Annotated in this window: 16 protein-coding genes; 6 read left to right on the forward strand and 10 right to left on the reverse strand. The window is 43.9% G+C overall.

Going from position 1 to position 16,270, the window contains the following annotated elements; translation table 11 throughout:
- Positions 1-240: 240 nt before the first annotated feature.
- From JMX70_RS03495 to JMX70_RS03520, 6 genes are all read right to left on the reverse strand, one after another.
- A complete protein-coding gene (locus JMX70_RS03495; RefSeq protein WP_201589543.1) occupies positions 241-1,164 on the reverse strand; it encodes a bile acid:sodium symporter family protein in 924 nt (307 codons plus the stop codon).
- A 372-nt stretch (positions 1,165-1,536) separates the two neighbouring features.
- Positions 1,537-2,025 (reverse strand): YbjQ family protein, encoded by a 489-nt coding sequence (locus tag JMX70_RS03500; protein WP_191690270.1) that lies wholly within the window; start codon positions 2,023-2,025, stop codon positions 1,537-1,539.
- Between the two features lie 48 nt (positions 2,026-2,073).
- Entirely contained in the window at positions 2,074-2,544 is a 471-nt protein-coding gene (locus JMX70_RS03505; protein WP_144297803.1) for a YbjQ family protein, read from the reverse strand.
- A gap of 103 nt (positions 2,545-2,647) precedes the next feature.
- Entirely contained in the window at positions 2,648-3,205 is a 558-nt protein-coding gene (locus tag JMX70_RS03510; protein ID WP_068403615.1) for a UPF0149 family protein, read from the reverse strand.
- 251 nt (positions 3,206-3,456) lie between these two features.
- Positions 3,457-3,693 carry a PA3496 family putative envelope integrity protein gene (locus JMX70_RS03515; RefSeq protein WP_068403618.1) on the reverse strand — a complete coding sequence of 79 codons (237 nt, stop codon included), beginning with the start codon at positions 3,691-3,693 and terminating at the stop codon, positions 3,457-3,459.
- A gap of 189 nt (positions 3,694-3,882) precedes the next feature.
- Positions 3,883-5,388, reverse strand: a complete 1,506-nt coding sequence (locus JMX70_RS03520) for a hypothetical protein (protein WP_201589545.1) — start codon at positions 5,386-5,388, stop codon at positions 3,883-3,885.
- A gap of 508 nt (positions 5,389-5,896) precedes the next feature.
- On the opposite strand from JMX70_RS03520, the gene serB reads away from it, so the two are divergent.
- The 6 genes from serB to hemJ all read left to right on the forward strand — a co-directional run bounded on the left by serB (position 5,897) and on the right by hemJ (position 11,506).
- On the forward strand, positions 5,897-7,084 hold the full coding sequence (gene serB, locus JMX70_RS03525; protein ID WP_201589547.1) for a phosphoserine phosphatase SerB: 1,188 nt from the start codon (positions 5,897-5,899) through the stop codon (positions 7,082-7,084).
- A 138-nt stretch (positions 7,085-7,222) separates the two neighbouring features.
- A complete protein-coding gene (locus tag JMX70_RS03530; RefSeq protein WP_201589549.1) occupies positions 7,223-8,233 on the forward strand; it encodes a DUF368 domain-containing protein in 1,011 nt (336 codons plus the stop codon).
- Positions 8,234-8,458: 225 nt separating this feature from the next.
- Complete coding sequence (gene aciT, locus JMX70_RS03535; RefSeq protein ID WP_068403623.1) at positions 8,459-8,848, forward strand: AciT family ciprofloxacin tolerance protein; 390 nt, start codon at positions 8,459-8,461, stop codon at positions 8,846-8,848.
- A 211-nt stretch (positions 8,849-9,059) separates the two neighbouring features.
- Positions 9,060-9,566 carry an SCP2 sterol-binding domain-containing protein gene (locus JMX70_RS03540; RefSeq protein WP_201589551.1) on the forward strand — a complete coding sequence of 169 codons (507 nt, stop codon included), beginning with the start codon at positions 9,060-9,062 and terminating at the stop codon, positions 9,564-9,566.
- A gap of 231 nt (positions 9,567-9,797) precedes the next feature.
- Entirely contained in the window at positions 9,798-10,967 is a 1,170-nt protein-coding gene (bioB, locus tag JMX70_RS03545) for a biotin synthase BioB (protein ID WP_201589553.1), read from the forward strand.
- 104 nt (positions 10,968-11,071) lie between these two features.
- On the forward strand, positions 11,072-11,506 hold the full coding sequence (gene hemJ / locus JMX70_RS03550) for a protoporphyrinogen oxidase HemJ (RefSeq protein WP_191690361.1): 435 nt from the start codon (positions 11,072-11,074) through the stop codon (positions 11,504-11,506).
- Positions 11,507-11,646: 140 nt separating this feature from the next.
- Here the strand turns inward: hemJ and JMX70_RS03555 are convergent, their stop codons facing one another.
- From JMX70_RS03555 to JMX70_RS03570, 4 genes are all read right to left on the reverse strand, one after another.
- Positions 11,647-12,486, reverse strand: coding sequence for a hypothetical protein (locus JMX70_RS03555; protein ID WP_201589556.1), 840 nt, complete (start codon positions 12,484-12,486; stop codon positions 11,647-11,649).
- Positions 12,487-12,939: 453 nt separating this feature from the next.
- Positions 12,940-13,431 carry a hypothetical protein gene (locus tag JMX70_RS03560; RefSeq protein WP_201589559.1) on the reverse strand — a complete coding sequence of 164 codons (492 nt, stop codon included), beginning with the start codon at positions 13,429-13,431 and terminating at the stop codon, positions 12,940-12,942.
- A gap of 73 nt (positions 13,432-13,504) precedes the next feature.
- On the reverse strand, positions 13,505-14,221 hold the full coding sequence (gene rph / locus JMX70_RS03565; protein WP_183620154.1) for a ribonuclease PH: 717 nt from the start codon (positions 14,219-14,221) through the stop codon (positions 13,505-13,507).
- A gap of 190 nt (positions 14,222-14,411) precedes the next feature.
- The gene (locus tag JMX70_RS03570; protein WP_201589562.1) at positions 14,412-16,193 is read right to left on the reverse strand and encodes an AMP-binding protein; all 1,782 of its coding nucleotides are present in this window, start codon (positions 16,191-16,193) and stop codon (positions 14,412-14,414) included.
- Between the last annotated feature and the right edge of the window lie 77 nt (positions 16,194-16,270).

Raw genomic sequence — 16,270 nt, forward strand, 5'->3', positions numbered from 1 at the left:
CTAATTTCCCATAACAGATTTTAAGCATTTAAACCTGTTGTGGGATTTTATGAACGAGTGATATATAGTAAATTCCATTTAGAAATGTCATAGGACTGCTGGAATAAATTTTTCGAAGCCTTTAGCGTGCGAAGCCCATAGCAAGCGAGGAAAATTTATTCCAGCAGAGCGCTATTTTAAATGAACCACTTTTATATTGAATTGGCTATAGCTGCTTAACGTCTGTCTAAATCATTAGCGTTAAAGCATGCGCGCGGCTAATACACTGCTTTCTATTTCAGACTTTCTCAGTTTATTGTGCCGTGCGCTAAATATGCGTACCAAAATCCCTGCCGTCAAGAACATTACCAAGGTATAGATGGCTGGCATCATCGACATATCGTAGTTCGATAATAGTGTCAACGCCATAAATATCGACAATGTACTGTTTTGGAGCCCGACTTCTAGCGTGATTGACGTTCTTTGCGCCAAATTTAGACCGAACCATTTGCTACTATAATAACCAAGCGCCATGGTTAAAAGGTTCAATATTATCGACACAGGGCCGGTAGCGATAAAGGCATCGACGATGATATCGCGTTGCACATAGCCCAAAAACAGCACTAAAAACGTTAAAAACAGCACTCCAAAGCGCGACACATAGACTTGTGAGCGATCGGCGACTGCTGGCGCGTAACGCTTAATCAGCATGCCGATACTAATAGGCACAATCGTTAGCAGCACCAAAGTAAGCACCGTTTTTAATACGGGCAATTCAAACGCGCTACCGCTGCCCATAAAATAAATCAACGAAAAGCTCAGTACAATTGGAATGGTAAATACCGTGATAACGCTGGCAATTGCGGTCATCGTCACCGACAGCGCCACATCACCTTTGGCCAAATAAGTAAATAAGTTTGAGGTAGTGCCGCCCGGACACAGCACAAGCAGCATAACGCCAACGGCATACTCTGGGCGTAATGGCATGATATTGGCTAAGGCAAAGCCGATGATTGGCAGTAGTATCAGCTGATTGGTCAAGCCTATACCCACAGCCTTGGGGTATTTTAGCACCCGTTTAAAATCATTGGTGACGAGGGTCAAGCCCATGCCCATCATGATTAAAAACAAGCAAATAGGAATAATAACTGAGTTTACTAAAGTAACTAGCGCCAAACTTTCCATAATGACATCCCTGTAAATGTGACCTATTCCTAGATCAACTGCTAATGATTGAGTGATAACGGCTTAGCATTCCTTGCTAAGGCTGGTTAATAGCGGCTAACGCTTAGCATCAACGGCCATCACTCATTGTTATGCTGAATTGCTGATATATCGATATTACTTTTCACTCACTATAGCTTTCATGAGAGTGCTTATAGCATAAAAGTCAGCAAAACATATAGCGAGTATATAGCGCAAATGTCATACATATTTGCTTTATTCAGCGACTCATCAGTCAAGTGTGAAATGTGGGAATAGAGTAGAAATAGAAAGGGTTTTAGTCTAAATAAGAGGATTTGCCAGAAGGTTTAATATGGTTAGGGTTAAATGGCTTTAAAGGATTGAGGCTTTATCAGAATTCTCACAACTATGGACGGCGGTACCATAGGCAATGGCTTCGACCATACTGCCCAACTGATTGACATTACTGACTTCAAAACGCAGGCCATAAATATGATTATAGCCTTTCGCCTGCGCTTGGCTACGCATACGTACGGCGGCTTCACGGCGCGCGCGGTCGAGCAAAGTTTCATAAGTAGTGAGATTTTTACCAAAGATACTTAAAACGCGAGCAATGACCATTTTAAAATAATCTTGCGCAATCACCACGCTGCCAAGTACCAATTCACCCTCAGTATGAGCTGCAAGTTTGGGTACATAAAAGCGCTCGGTCGAGACGACAATATGACCAAGCTCTTTTTCAGCGATTTTTAATTGTGCCAAGTGCTGACGCTCATGCCGTGAGCCAAAAAACCAGCCGACCACAAACAACACCAGAAGCGGCGCGTAGTTGATGAGCATTTGGGTGAGAGAATTATTCATGGACCGTCTCGAGCGTCAAAAAGCATTGCTGCTTTCTTTACTGGTTAATTAACCAAAAGGATTGAAACGTGGCAAATCATCAGCGGCGACGTTGGGGTTTTGCGGCGCTGCTTGGTCGTGATTTTGCAAACCTGTAGGACCAGAAGGATTGCTTGGCGGTTGATGAGATGACGGCGAAGAGACGGACTGCTGCGGCATGGGCACGGCTTTAACCGCGGTACCATAGACAAACAGCTCAGAAGCGCCTTGGGCAATGCTCGAAGTCGAAAACCGCAGACCTACCACAGCATCAGCACCCAAGGCCTCTGCTTTGATGACCATACGATCGATCGCTTCTTGGCGTGACTCTTCTAACAGCTCGGTATAGGCCGTCAGCTCACCACCAACGATATTTTTTAGCCCAGCGAACAAGTCTTTGCCCACGTGCTTTGAACGCACAGTACTACCGTAAACGACGTCCAAGCGCTCGGTAATCTGGTAGTTGGGTAAGTGCTCAAGGTTAGAAAGTTGCACAGTCATGCTACAGCCTTATCGGTGACTTATATGGGTTCAATTATGGGTTCAATGAAGATTTATGGTTTCAATGAATAATAAACAATCAATATTGTTGAAACAAACCCTGCTAGTCATTGGTATGAAACAATAAAAACAGCTCGGTTAAATTGCCTTCGATGCTATTGGCCATTTGTGCCATTTTATCTTCATCAGCGCGCATTTCGGCAAGCTCAGGATCTTCATCATCGATACCGCTTAGCACAATCATAGGTAAGGTTAAGACCGCCACATCTTCTGCCGTTTCTTCATCTTCAAACCAATCACTGGCTTCATCGCCATACATCGCATCGACAAAACCAATCGACCAAGCAACAATATCAGATTCTTCTGAGAAATCGACCGCCACTTCTTCATCACCCGCATCTTCACCAAAGGGTAGCTCGATCGGCGTCTCGTTTTTTAGCTCAGCCATAATCGAGTCGCGCCAGCGCTGAATACCGTCAATCACATTTGCAGGAATGTCACTGACGTGACCTTCAAATAGCGCATCTAGCCAATTTGGCAACGGACGACCAATAACTGTCGCGGTCAAAAAACCATGGGTGGCAACACTATCAAGCACGAACTGGCTCTCATCATTGTCCAAATAGTCTAATAATTCATCGAAACTGAGTGGGTTATTCATAGCAGGGAGTCCTTGGCGGCTAGATTACGGCGTACGCCATACATGAGTATGGCAACATAAAAAGAGCTGATTGCAGCATCATTTTTAACAATTTAATATTATTAAAAACCTCTGACAATCAGCTTAGCACAATATACTTAACATGATGATTGCTTATCTGTGTAACCAGTTAACAACTTTCGGCTAACACATAGCCATTATCTCTACTTTTCCTGAATATCAAGCGGCAAACTTAAAACAGAAATAACGGGTTAAATATCGTCATCATCCCAGTCATCGCCATCTTCATCAAAATTATCGATGTCATCAAGATCGTCTTTAAGCTCTTTTTCTAGACGTTTTTCTTCTAGTAAGTTATCAATCAAACGGCGTTTTTCAAGGCTACTTAAGCGCGTACGCACACTGGTTTCAGCCTCTTCCACCATCTTGGCGTCGTCATCATCGACAAAATCGTCATCAAAATCGTCATCAATATCAGCGTCACTCATGACAAGCTCCTATCGTTTTTCGGCAAAGGTATTAAAAATACATAAATATATATATGCCTTATAAAGTCTCTCCCAAGCGTTGTCAATCCTTTTTATCACTATGACAACGTTATGCTCAAAGCTAATAAGCGCACAAGCATTTATCTTACAGGCAATTGTAGAGATTCACTGACGTCTAAAGTGACAAATTTACCCCTGCTCTTCTGTCTCTTCAATCATCAATACCGCATTACGTACATCAGCCAGCCGCTGAATCATGGCATCATTACCGCCATCGAATATCGCACATTCGCGCTCATAAACGGTCGTTGGGCGCATGACGCTTTGGAGCTGCACATGATGATTGATTTGTTTAATACCCGCATTTGGTAGCAAAATAAGCATCTGCTCTTTTTTACCGACGCTCTCTAATAAATGACTCATCGCCTCAACTTGCGCATTGTCACTGACACCCGCTTTCGCTGGTAAGGCAAATCTTGACAGCTCGATATGCTTATCGTGGATAATTTTATTGAGCATGAGATACAGCTTAGCGAGCATCACCCCTGCCAATGCTACTTTGGCATGGCTATTATCTGCCTTTAGCATCACATAAGCGCCGCTTTCATCAAAGTGTGGCTCATTAATCGCGCTGACCCCAAGCAATAATGGCTGCTTCAGTAATTCGGTCACCGCTTGATTTAATAACTGCGTACATAATGCCAAATAAGGCAGGCGCTGCGACGGCGCTAAGCGCTCGAGCATATTGAACTCATCATGAAAGACTATCTGGACGCTGACACTATCAAATGGACGGTTGGCAGACAGCCGAGCCATACCATTAGAGCCATTAGGCCTATGGCTGTCATGATTGTTAGCATTGCCAGCAGTCAGTTGGTCCTGTAGATTGTCCGCGCCATCGTTACTCATAGCACGTGCAGTTGTGTCATGAGTCGCATCAAGCTCAAGATTTTGACCTTGCTGCCCTCTAACGTATTGATTGACCGCACTATGAATATCGAGTTTACGCGGTAGGTCTGATTTATCAGCATTTGGATTGTGGCTGGTAGCCGCGGCATTGGCTGCACTAGCGGATTCTGCTGACACATCTTCTTTTTCATCGCCACGCTCAAGGTTGCGCTCATAACCGCGCGCAAATTCGCGCTGATCGATCTGCCTGTACTGCTCGCGATGTAAATCTTGAATAGCGCGGCTTAGGGCATTGATTTGCTCTTTGGTTGGGCGCGCAATATAACCATAAATCAGCCATAGCAATAAATGCAGCAGCATCGAACCAATCACAAACGGCCACTGCATGGCAATAATCTCACCCTTGCTAATGTCTTTAAGCGTCAAGGCCACGCTACCGATGACTGCATCGCCTTTGGTGGCGATTTGGCTAATGGTATCGCCTTGCTGCATCGGTGCATTACCGACTGGCACCAAGACATCGCCATTATTGTCTTTAATCAAAATGCGCGTGACATCCTGCTCGCTGGTATAACGATTGGCTATGACGCTAAGGCTGACGCGGTCTTTATTTTCTAAAGATAAGCGCGCTTCATCAATAAGCTGAGCGACCATTTGCTCGCCCTTTTGGGCACGGCTATTGCTCAGCTGCTGATCGGTACTGATGACCAATAATAGGGACTGCAAACAAAAACTAACCAGAAGAATAATGGCAAACAACCCTTGCCGCGGCGCTAAATACGTCATGATATGGTAAACTTTTTTGGATAAATGGAAGTAAAAAAAACGAGGCTAAGGCTCATTTTCTAGAAGTGTATGCCGCTCTTAATTTGACTATTTGTTTTTTGCTTAATTCACTAGCGCCGCCACTCAATCAATAGTATTACAGTATTTAAACGCATCGCACCTAAACAAATAGCACCTAAACAGATGACACTGAAACCAATACTATTGATAAGACCTTGCCATCGTACAGCAGTTTTGTTGTGCAATTATGTTTGGTTCATACATTTACCGACAAATCGAGCGCTTATTTTCTCTACTATATCATCATAGTAAGGGTTATGGCGTTAGCGAATCGCATAAATTTATTGTAAGAATTTTCTTCTATGCGGCGGCGCTTTTTAGGCCTGTTAATTGGGTATGCTAAGCGTTTTTATCAGACTGTGAGACTTTGTACCTCACCTATAGGCGCTGCCCAGTAAAGCTGCTATTATTCCCAATCTTATATCAGCATACAAGGGACAATTGAGCGATGCAAAAAAATACATCTTACTCGTTACCAAAAGACAGCAAAGCTTGGCAACAAGCGGTCGATTCTGTAGCCTCATTATTGCCTGAAGGCACAAATCTACATGATTTTGATGCGCTACAATCCTTGCCCGTGTTTGCCTTGATTGTGGTATTGCCGACGCATGTATCTTCGCTCGATATTCATCAATATGTGCAGTCTTGGGTCGATGAACAGCCAAACTGGCACTTGGTCACTGTCGCAGAAGACGCCGACGCCAATTTTGTCGATATTGAGATTGCTGATATAGATACCACGCAGCCATTTGCCAAGCGCTCGTTTATTGATGTGCAAGTGTTCCGCTATTTGCTAGTACCCGTCACCGATACTCTCATGCACCCTGCTAAAAAGACAGCAGCGGCGCACATTATCGATGACCAATTGACCACCCGTCTGCGCCACGAGTTAACCGAAGACTATAAAAACTCGCAAACTACCATAGGTAGCGAGCATTTAGATGTGGTCGACTGTCATATCTTGTCGGTCGGTCATATGCTACGTACCCATAAGCTGGCCTGTTTTGATATGGATTCGACCTTGATTGAACAAGAAGTCATCGTTGAGCTGGCAAAAACTGCAGGGATTGGCGAGCAAGTTGCAGCCATTACCGAAGCGGCGATGCGCGGTGAGATGGATTTTGATGAATCCTTTGCACAGCGCGTGGCGTTATTAAAAGGCATATCGACCGATGTGCTCGATGATATTTGTAGCCGTTTAACCTTATCAACAGGCGCGCTGACCACTATCAGCGCCCTTAAAGCCTTGGGTTATCATACCGTCTTGGTTTCAGGCGGCTTTACCTACTTTGCCCGTTATATCGCTGAGCAATTGGGTATCGATGAAGTCCACGCCAATGCGCTAGATATCGAAGACGGCGAAGTGACCGGTCATGTGCAACTGCCGATTATTAATGGCGCCAAAAAAGCGGCGATTGCTGAACATACTGCTGAGCGCTTGGGTATTGATATGTCACAAGTAGTTTGCGTCGGCGATGGTGCCAATGATTTACCGATGATGGCGCTGGCAGATTTGGGCGTGGCGTTTAATGCCAAACCCATCGTGCAAGCGCGTGCGGACGCTGCGGTCAATGTCACAGGGCTTGAAGGCGTGCTTTATGCGCTTGGCTATCCAGCCTTTGCCCGCACTAAATAACGCTTAACCATTCTAAAAAATTAGCTAGGTTAAGGATTTGTCTTTAGCCTAGCTTTTATGGTTGAAGCTTTTTTATATCTACATCTCTTTTACCCTATTCATCTTACTTTTATCTTATTAAATAAAAAAGGACTGTCCATGACGGCATCACAATCACCGCGGCCAGATGCGCCGTCATCTTCCACTCCTATAGATAATGCGTCTTTATCCCAAGAAAGCACCCCTATTTATAATGACAGTCCAAAGCAGCTATTTGGCGTCTATGCCAAAGGCATTGCGATGGGTGCAGCAGACATTGTACCCGGTGTTTCTGGCGGCACGATTGCCCTAATTGCAGGGATTTACGAGCGCTTGATTAATGCTTTGAGTAGCGTCGGTCCTCATCTTTGGCAAATATTTCGTCAACAAGGCGGGCTTAAAGGCTTGGTCGCCGTATGGAAGCAAGTCGATGCCACTTTTTTGGTGTGCTTGTTACTTGGTATCGCCACCAGTTTTGCTACGTTAGCTGGATTTATTAAGCATTTACTCGACCATCAGCCTTTACTGATTTGGTCATTCTTTTTTGGTTTGGTGGTGGCAACAGTCTTTATCTTATTGACTGAGATCACGCGCTGGAATATAGGACGGGTGGTATTGTTCTTGCTAGGCGCTGGTAGCGCGGTTGTCATCAGTAGCTTGCCCTTATTGACCACCGCGCCAAGTTTGCCTTATTTGTTTCTTGCAGGTGCGATTGCTATTTGTGCGATGATATTACCCGGTATCTCAGGCTCATTTATTCTATTATTAATGGGCGCTTATGACACCGTACTCGAAGCGGTGCATACGCTAAACTTTAGTATTATTTTTACCGTCATAGCTGGCATGGCAACGGGGTTATTATTATTTACGCGTATGCTCAAATGGTTGCTATCACGCTATTATCAAGCAACCCTCGCTTTGCTGACAGGCTTTATCGCAGGCTCGCTGGTAAAAGTTTGGCCATGGAAAACCGATGCGCTCGGTACATTAAATAGCGCTGCTATCAATAACGTCATGCCATGGCAATATCCTACGGGTGCTCATTGGCTAACCACTTTAGGCTTAATGCTGTTAGGCGCTGTTTTGGTCACCGCCTTATCATGGTGGGGGCGCCGCGGCGTTCGTCCTTAAAGCCAAATCTACGTTAAAAGTAAATTAAGTCCAAAAAAGCGCCTACGATTAAGGCGCTTTTTTGTTGCTATTGACGGCAATATTTGCGCGTAAGTTTCTTAAAACTGTTTAAAAAAATCAAACGTCAGCTGTTGTCGCAAAGTCGTCGCTAGCCTCTTTAGCTTTAGCTCGCAAACTTCCATAATGACCCTGTTGGAATTCACCTGATAAAGAGCGAGATGAACAATGTTATTAACCATATTTTCTACTTTTGCCAGTGAGACATGGGGCGCAGGTGCCATATTGGGTACTGGACTGCTAATGGGCTTGGTGCTTGCGCTGGCTTTATCAGCGCAGCGTTGGTTACTGTGGTATCTGTTTGGTGGCATGGCGTATTGGTTGGCGGTTGAAGCCATTTATAGCTTATTAAGTTATTGGTCGGTACTATCAGAATGGCACAATTATGTGGTCGCGATGGGTATTAGCTGGTTGCCTTTGATAGGTTGGGTACTCTATAGAGCTTTGCGTTACGAAGACGTCAGCCGCACTGTACATCAGCAGCGCGAGCTACAAGCCGCCCGCTATATTGAACACACGCCCGTTTATGATGATGACTATCAACCGCGCTTTCACTAATTCAGTCATTTACTAAGCTTGTCCCTATCATACGGCTGTCATCGAATGTTACAAGATACTTAAGGCACTCTACGTAAACCCTAAAGAATGGAAACTTATTATCTGTTCAATCGTTTATAATCTAATTATATATTTGTCATAAAAATTGTTATAAAGTACGCATTATTTTGCGTTTCATTTCTCATTCTTTAGGTTGTTTAGGAGTTCGATTATGTTTACTGTTCCTGTATTAGATATTAAGTCTGACCCATTAGATGTGTTATTAGCGGTGATTGGTTATCGTTTATCGATGCTCGCTGATAGCGAAGATGAAGACGTTAAAGCGCTGTTTGCTGATCGCAAAGTCACTATCGAGCTTGCCAGCACTGACGCTGATATTGCGCGTTACTATAGCTTTGATAATGGTCAATTTAGTCAACATAGCGGTCATGCCAAAGACGCTGATTTGACGATTAATTTTAAAGACTCGATGACTGGCGTTAAGCTATTGACCAAAGGCAGCCTGCCTGCTTTTATGACTGCCGTGCAAGAAGGCAATTTGAGCATCGAGGGCGACTATAGCCTAATGATGTGGTTCAATAAGCTTGCCAAACACATCGTGCCAGCCGTTCCAGAACAGTACAAACCTTATATCCAGCAAGCCAAACCTTATGCTTATAAAGCCCAAAAACTTGCCAATCATTGGATCGGCGTTGCTAAGCACAAGTTGGGTAAATAATTGCGTCACCTAATTAATTAGCTGACTAACCTTTAACGAGCTACTTAGCACTATTCTGATTTTCTAAAAAGGTTGCGGTATACTATACGGCAACCTTTTTTTATTGCCTAAATTATTTTGTCTACACTTTAACAAAGGCATAAACCCAAGGTTATTTAATTGTTCTTCATTTAACTAATAGCTATTAATTTATCTAATACTTCTAAATACCGTTATAAAAGGATTTATCTCATGGCAGGATTGCTTAACATCTCAGAACCGAATGCCAATAATCATAACCACACTGATACGACACTTAATAATAAAAACGCGTCCCATGATTTTTTAGCGACATTGGCAACAGACGCGACTAATACCAAGCAACAAGCTGCCAGTAAGCACAGCCGTGAACAGATTGCTCAATTGTTTGACTTGCCTTTGATGGATTTATTACTGCAAGCACAGACGATCCACCGCCAACACTTTACCGCCAATGAAGTACAGATCAGCACCTTGCTATCTATCAAGACCGGTAACTGTCCAGAAGATTGCGGTTATTGCTCCCAGTCTGGTCATCACCGCGATACCACTAAGTTACAAGCGGAAAAACGTATCGAGGTCGATAAGGTCATTGCCGCCGCCAAACGCGCCAAAGCCACAGGCTCATCGCGTTTTTGTATGGGTGCAGCGTGGAAACACCCAAGCGCCAAAGACATGCCTTATGTGGTCGAACTGGTCAAAGAAGTCAAAGCATTGGGGCTTGAAACCTGTATGACCCTTGGCATGCTAGATACGGACCAAGCAGCACAATTGGCTGATGCAGGTTTAGATTATTACAATCATAATCTCGATACCTCAAGAAGTTACTACGAGCAAGTAGTCAGTACCCGCAGCTATGATGAGCGTCTAGATACTATTGCAAACGTACGCAATTCAGGTATTAACGTTTGTAGCGGCAACATCGTCGGTATGGGCGAAAGCCGTAATGACCGCATCGACTGGGTCCATGAGCTGCTGAAAATGCCAAAAGCACCCGAGTCGATTCCGGTCAATCTATTGGTTCCTATTCAAGGTACGCCTATCGGCGACAAGGTTTTAGCAGAAGGTCAGCTGCCAGTCCTTGAATGGATACGGACGATTGCCGTGACACGTATTTGCTGCCCAAGCAGCTACGTACGCTTATCTGCTGGACGCGAAAGCTTATCTGACTCTGAGCAAGCATTGGCATTTATGGCAGGGGCAAATTCATTCTTTTATGGTGATAAGCTACTGACCACGGGCAATGCCAGCCAGTCGGGTGACGATAGACTGATGCGCGAGCTTGGGTTAACCAAGCAATTTGCCGCGCCACGAGCGCCAAAGCAAGTACCGGTGCTTGACGCCATGAGTGGTCATCAGTCGCAAGTTGTCTTAGCAGAGTAAATGCCTTGCGTGCCGCTACCATTATCACGTAATCTGCGCTAAGCTTGCCGACGTTATGAATCAAGAAATTGTGCATAAGATATCAAATCGTAAGAGAGAATATGATGGCAGATTATTTCAATTGGATTAAAGCGGCACACATTATCTCTATGGTGTGCTGGTTTGCGGCGATATTTTATTTGCCGCGCCTATTCGTTTATCATGCGATGAGCGAAGATAGCATCAGCCACGAGCGCTTTGCCATTATGGAGCGCAAGCTCTATCGCGGTATCATGACACCATCGATGATAGCCACCTGGTTGTTTGGTTTATGGATGTTGGGAATGGGCTGGGATGTTTATAAAACTCAGGGCTGGCTACACGTAAAATTATTATTGGTGGTGCTACTTTCTGGTTATCATGGGGCTTGCGGATTTTATCGTAAAAAGCTCATTGATAATCCGCATTATAAATCGCATAAATTTTGGCGCTGGTTTAATGAAATTCCAGTATTTGCGTTAATCTTTATTGTGATTTTAGTGGTGGTAAAACCCTTTTAAAAACAGCTAACAATAAGGCTTATTTACCTTATAAGCATTTTTATCTTTATTCTAAAATCCATAAAAAAGCGTCCGTTACTCTAACAAGTGACGGACGCTTTTTTTATCTCTCAAGTAAGCTGAATAAATACCCTTAAAAATTAAACGTTTGGTCGCATGATTTGATAGACGTTGCTTAAATCATAAACACGGTAGCGCGCAGGCTCACGGCGATTTTCACCGGCATAGCTCAGTATTAATGCTTGCTTGGCGCGCTCATCGACCCAGCCAACAAACAGTCCGCTATGCTCGACACCATTGTAACCATGATTGATATAATACAGCCAATCACCGACTTCAATATCCTTGCTACTGGCATAAGGGCCTTGACCGTAAGTGCCTTTATGGATGGTATCGCGGCTTACCCCTGCTCGATTAAACACCGCATTGAGATAGTCCCAGCAGCCACCTTTAATAATCGTACGCTCATTTAACGCCATCTTGCGCGCAGTGCTAATCACTTCGCGCGCCGCCCGACTGCTTTGGGTTTCAGCATTGCTCAGCAGCGGTAAATATTCGCTATCGACATTGTCATAATTGCCAGATAAAAATGCGGGCAGAACAGATGGTGCTTGGCGCTGTACTTCAGGATAACGGTAATTGCTTTGGGCATTACCGATGTAAGCATTTTGGTTAGAATAGGAGTTATTAGAGTAGCTGTTATTAGAAGAGCTATTACTAGAATAGCTTGGTTGGCCGTTGCTCGAATTCGAGCGATAGCTAGTGGCATTACCAGCACGTTGAATGGTAGAGCGTGTGCTAATTTTGGCCGAAGGGACCGCTGAATACGTTGGGGTATAACGGGCGCTATAATCAGGTTGGACAGATTTTTGCGCAATCAAGGCGCTCAGACTATCGGCATGAACCTGACCGGCCGCAGCAAAGGTAAATAATAAGGCACTGCACGACGTTGTGATTGACCAAAGGGACAAACGCGACATGACTAACTCCTTGTCAACATATTATTGATTAGCCGACTCAATTTAATATTAATAAACGGCTATCAATGCTCAGTATCAATAAGCGTATTAACGATAAGTAAGATAAGATTTTTCAATCCTATTTATAAACCATTTGCACAGGAATCTGCAAGTCTTATTGCTTGGAGATAAGCGATAAAAGGTATGAAATTGAGGATAAACGGTAAAACGAGATAGGAGTTTTAGAGATGAAGGCAGAGATTTAGGAAAGATAATATCATCAGTTCAATATAAAAAAGGTATATTCAACATAGCGTTCTGCTGGAACAAGTTTTGCTCGCTTGCTGTGTGCTTTGCACTCCAGAGGCTTGGCAAAAAATTCTCCAGCAGCACTAAATTCTTTTTCAATTGAATCAGCTATAAGCTATGTTAAATACAACTCACAGAATGAACAGACTAAAATCAATCGACAATCTAATCGTTGCTCATCTTAATATTGGCATGGCGTTTGCTCAGCGGTTGCCCTTGTAGAATGGCTTTGGCCGCGTTAGCTTCTTGGAGATTATCAAAACCGCCAATCAGATATTTACGTATGTCATCACAATCGACAATCTGTAGCTGTTCACCAATCAGAGTAATTTTATCGCCATCAGTCAGATGAATATGCTCACGTTTGCCTTGATTATCATGCACCAGCTCGCCATCACGTACCCACAATACGCCGCTACTAATAATACCGCTCATGGCTTGTTTATGTTTCAAGCGTTGCCGATTAAAAATAAAACTACCAATAATCAATAAGGCCAAAGCGCCAATAGCCAAGCGCTCAGGCAACAGACTCATGGCTAAAGCAACCGCCACTGCCCCAACCAGTAATGCGGAGCCAAACCAAAATAGCCCATTGTCAGCCGCTGGCGACTGACCTTGTAAGGTGATTTTGGCGCCGTCATCAGTCAGCTTTAGCATGGGCGATTACCTGTTCAAAAGCAGTGAATGGTTAAAAGTTTAAATAAAAAGTCATAAAAGAACGTTTAGAGATTTACCAACCTAGTGCTGTTTTTTGCATAGCAATCAGCTCAGCAATACCTTTTTCCGCCAGAATCAGCATATCGTCTGCTTGCGCGCGGGTAAATGGCTTTTCTTCTGCCGTCCCTTGCAGCTCGATAAATTCGCCCTTTTGCGTCATCACCACGTTTAAGTCCGTATCACAGCTAGCATCTTCTTCGTAATTTAAATCAAGATAGGCTTCGCCATCTTTCATACCAACCGATACCGCAGCGACCAAACCAATTAATGGATCAGCTTTGAGCTTTTTGGTTTTTTGTAGGCTCTCTAGCGCATCGATAAGGGCAATAGCTGCACCGGTCACACTAGCGGTACGCGTGCCGCCATCTGCTTGCAATACATCGCAATCTAGATAAATGGTATTTTCACCAAGCTTACTTAAATCAATCATCGCCCGTAAACTACGACCGATTAAACGCTGGATTTCTTGCGTACGACCTGATTGCTTACCGCGTGCTGCTTCACGCTGATTACGGGTATTGGTCGCACGTGGCAACATACCGTATTCTGCGGTAATCCAGCCTTTGCCTTTACCTTTAAGCCAGCGTGGTACGCCCGACTCAACGCTCGCAGTACATAATACTTTGGTGTCGCCAAAGCTGACCAATACTGACCCTTCGGCATGCTTAGTGTAATGGCGCTCAAAGCTGATTGAGCGAAGTTGGTTAAGCTCACGGTTGTCAATACGCATAAAATTTCCTAGTACGATGTTGTAAAAGCAGAGTTATGGTTATATAAAGTTATACAATAACAAGTTCGTCGTTACATCAACGGATGTGCTCGCAGACATAAATATGACGATATCCTAACGTGACAGCGGCGCAATAGCAAGATTCTCTCAAGCTATTACGCCGCTGCTTTAGCAAGGTTTAGCGTTAACTTTATTCTAAACCTTCCATCTTACGCAATTCTTTACGTAGGATTTTACCGACGTTTGATTTTGGTAATTCATCAACGAATTGGATATAACGCGGACGTTTGTAGCCGGTCAGTTGCTTTTTACCAAAATCAAGCAGCTCTTGCTCGGTGACATTGCCTTTTTTGACCACAAATAGCTTTGGATCTTCACCGCGGTCATCATTTGGAATACCAATAGCGCCGCATTCTACCACAGCAGGATGCTCACTCATGGCTTCTTCGATCTCATTTGGATAAACGTTAAAGCCCGAAACCAAAATCATGTCTTTTTTGCGGTCAACGATTTTGATAAAGCCTTTTTCGTCCATGATGCCGATATCGCCCGTTTTTAAGAAACCACTAGAGGTAAAGGTTTCAGCGGTTTCTTGTGGACGATTTTGATAGCCAATCATCACCTGTGGACCTTTGACACAAATCTCACCGCGATCACCTAATGCCACTTCATTTTCATCATCATCGATTAAAATAATATCAGTGCTAGAAGCAGGAATACCAATTTTTCCGGTAAATTCAGAAATAGTCATTGGATTAAAGGCAACCACTGGCGAGGTTTCAGACAAACCATAACCTTCAACGATAGGCAGACCAGTGATTTTATGCCACTCTTTTGCGACGCTTGGTAATACCGACATACCGCCGCCAATCGAGGCTTTTAGGTTAGAGAAATCTAAATCTGCAAAGCCTTCTTTATGTACTAAGCCATTAAATAAGGTGTTTACCGCAGGGATAAACGATGGCTTGTATTTGCCCATCTCTTTAATCAAACCATCCAAATCACGTGGGTTTGGAATTAATAGACCGGCATAACCTTGGTACATACCATACATACCGCAAACCATAAATGAGAACACATGGTACAGCGGGAGCGCGGTCAAAATCACATCATTGGCATCGACATCGTCATCAAAAGCGCTGTTCATCAGGACACTAATCTGTAGCATATTAGCGACCAAGTTACCGTGCGACAGCATTGCACCTTTGGCAACACCCGTCGTACCGCCAGTATATTGCAACAATGCCACATCGCTTAAGTTTAAATCAGGACGCTTATACTTGCTGGCTGAAACCGCATTTAACGCATGCTTAAAGCTGGTGCTCTCTGGCAGACGATAAGCGGGAATCATTTTTTTAACATGACGCGCGACCAGGTTGACCACTGCCCCTTTGACCAAGCCAAGCATATCACCAAGCTTACAGACGATCACATGCTTCACTTGCCCTTTATCTTCGGCATCTTGATAGGTTTTTGCAAAGTTTTCAACGATAAACAACGCTTTAGCGCCACTATCATGCAACTGATGCGATAGCTCACGGCTGGTATACAAAGGATTAACATTAACCAGTACCATACCTGCACGGATAATACCCAAAGCCACCACTGGATACTGCAAAATATTGGGCATCATTACCCCAACTTTATCACCCTTTACCAATCCTAACGACTGCAAATAACTGGCGATTTGGCGGCTGTATAAATCTAACTGCTTAAAGGTGATTGACGAACCCATGCAAATATAAGCAGGTTTTTGCCCATAACGGCTAAAATTACGTTCGAACACTTCCAGTAAAGACGTATTGTCTTCTGGCATATCGATGGTTGCATTGATGCCATAACGCTCATACGCGCCTAACCACGGACTGTCGCTGTCTATCGTCGGCATGGTAGGAAAGGTATTTTCAACCATTGATTGACTATCTGCCGCAGCGTTATGGTTTTTGGCTTCTTTATTGGTACTGTCCGTCATAATCTTCCCTAAATATTACTGTTAGTAAGTTGCTATCAAAATTTATTAAATAGAATCACCGTGGTTTACAATCACTG

Origin of the sequence: Psychrobacter pulmonis (genome assembly GCF_904846465.1) — a bacterium.
Lineage (GTDB): Bacteria > Pseudomonadota > Gammaproteobacteria > Pseudomonadales > Moraxellaceae > Psychrobacter > Psychrobacter faecalis.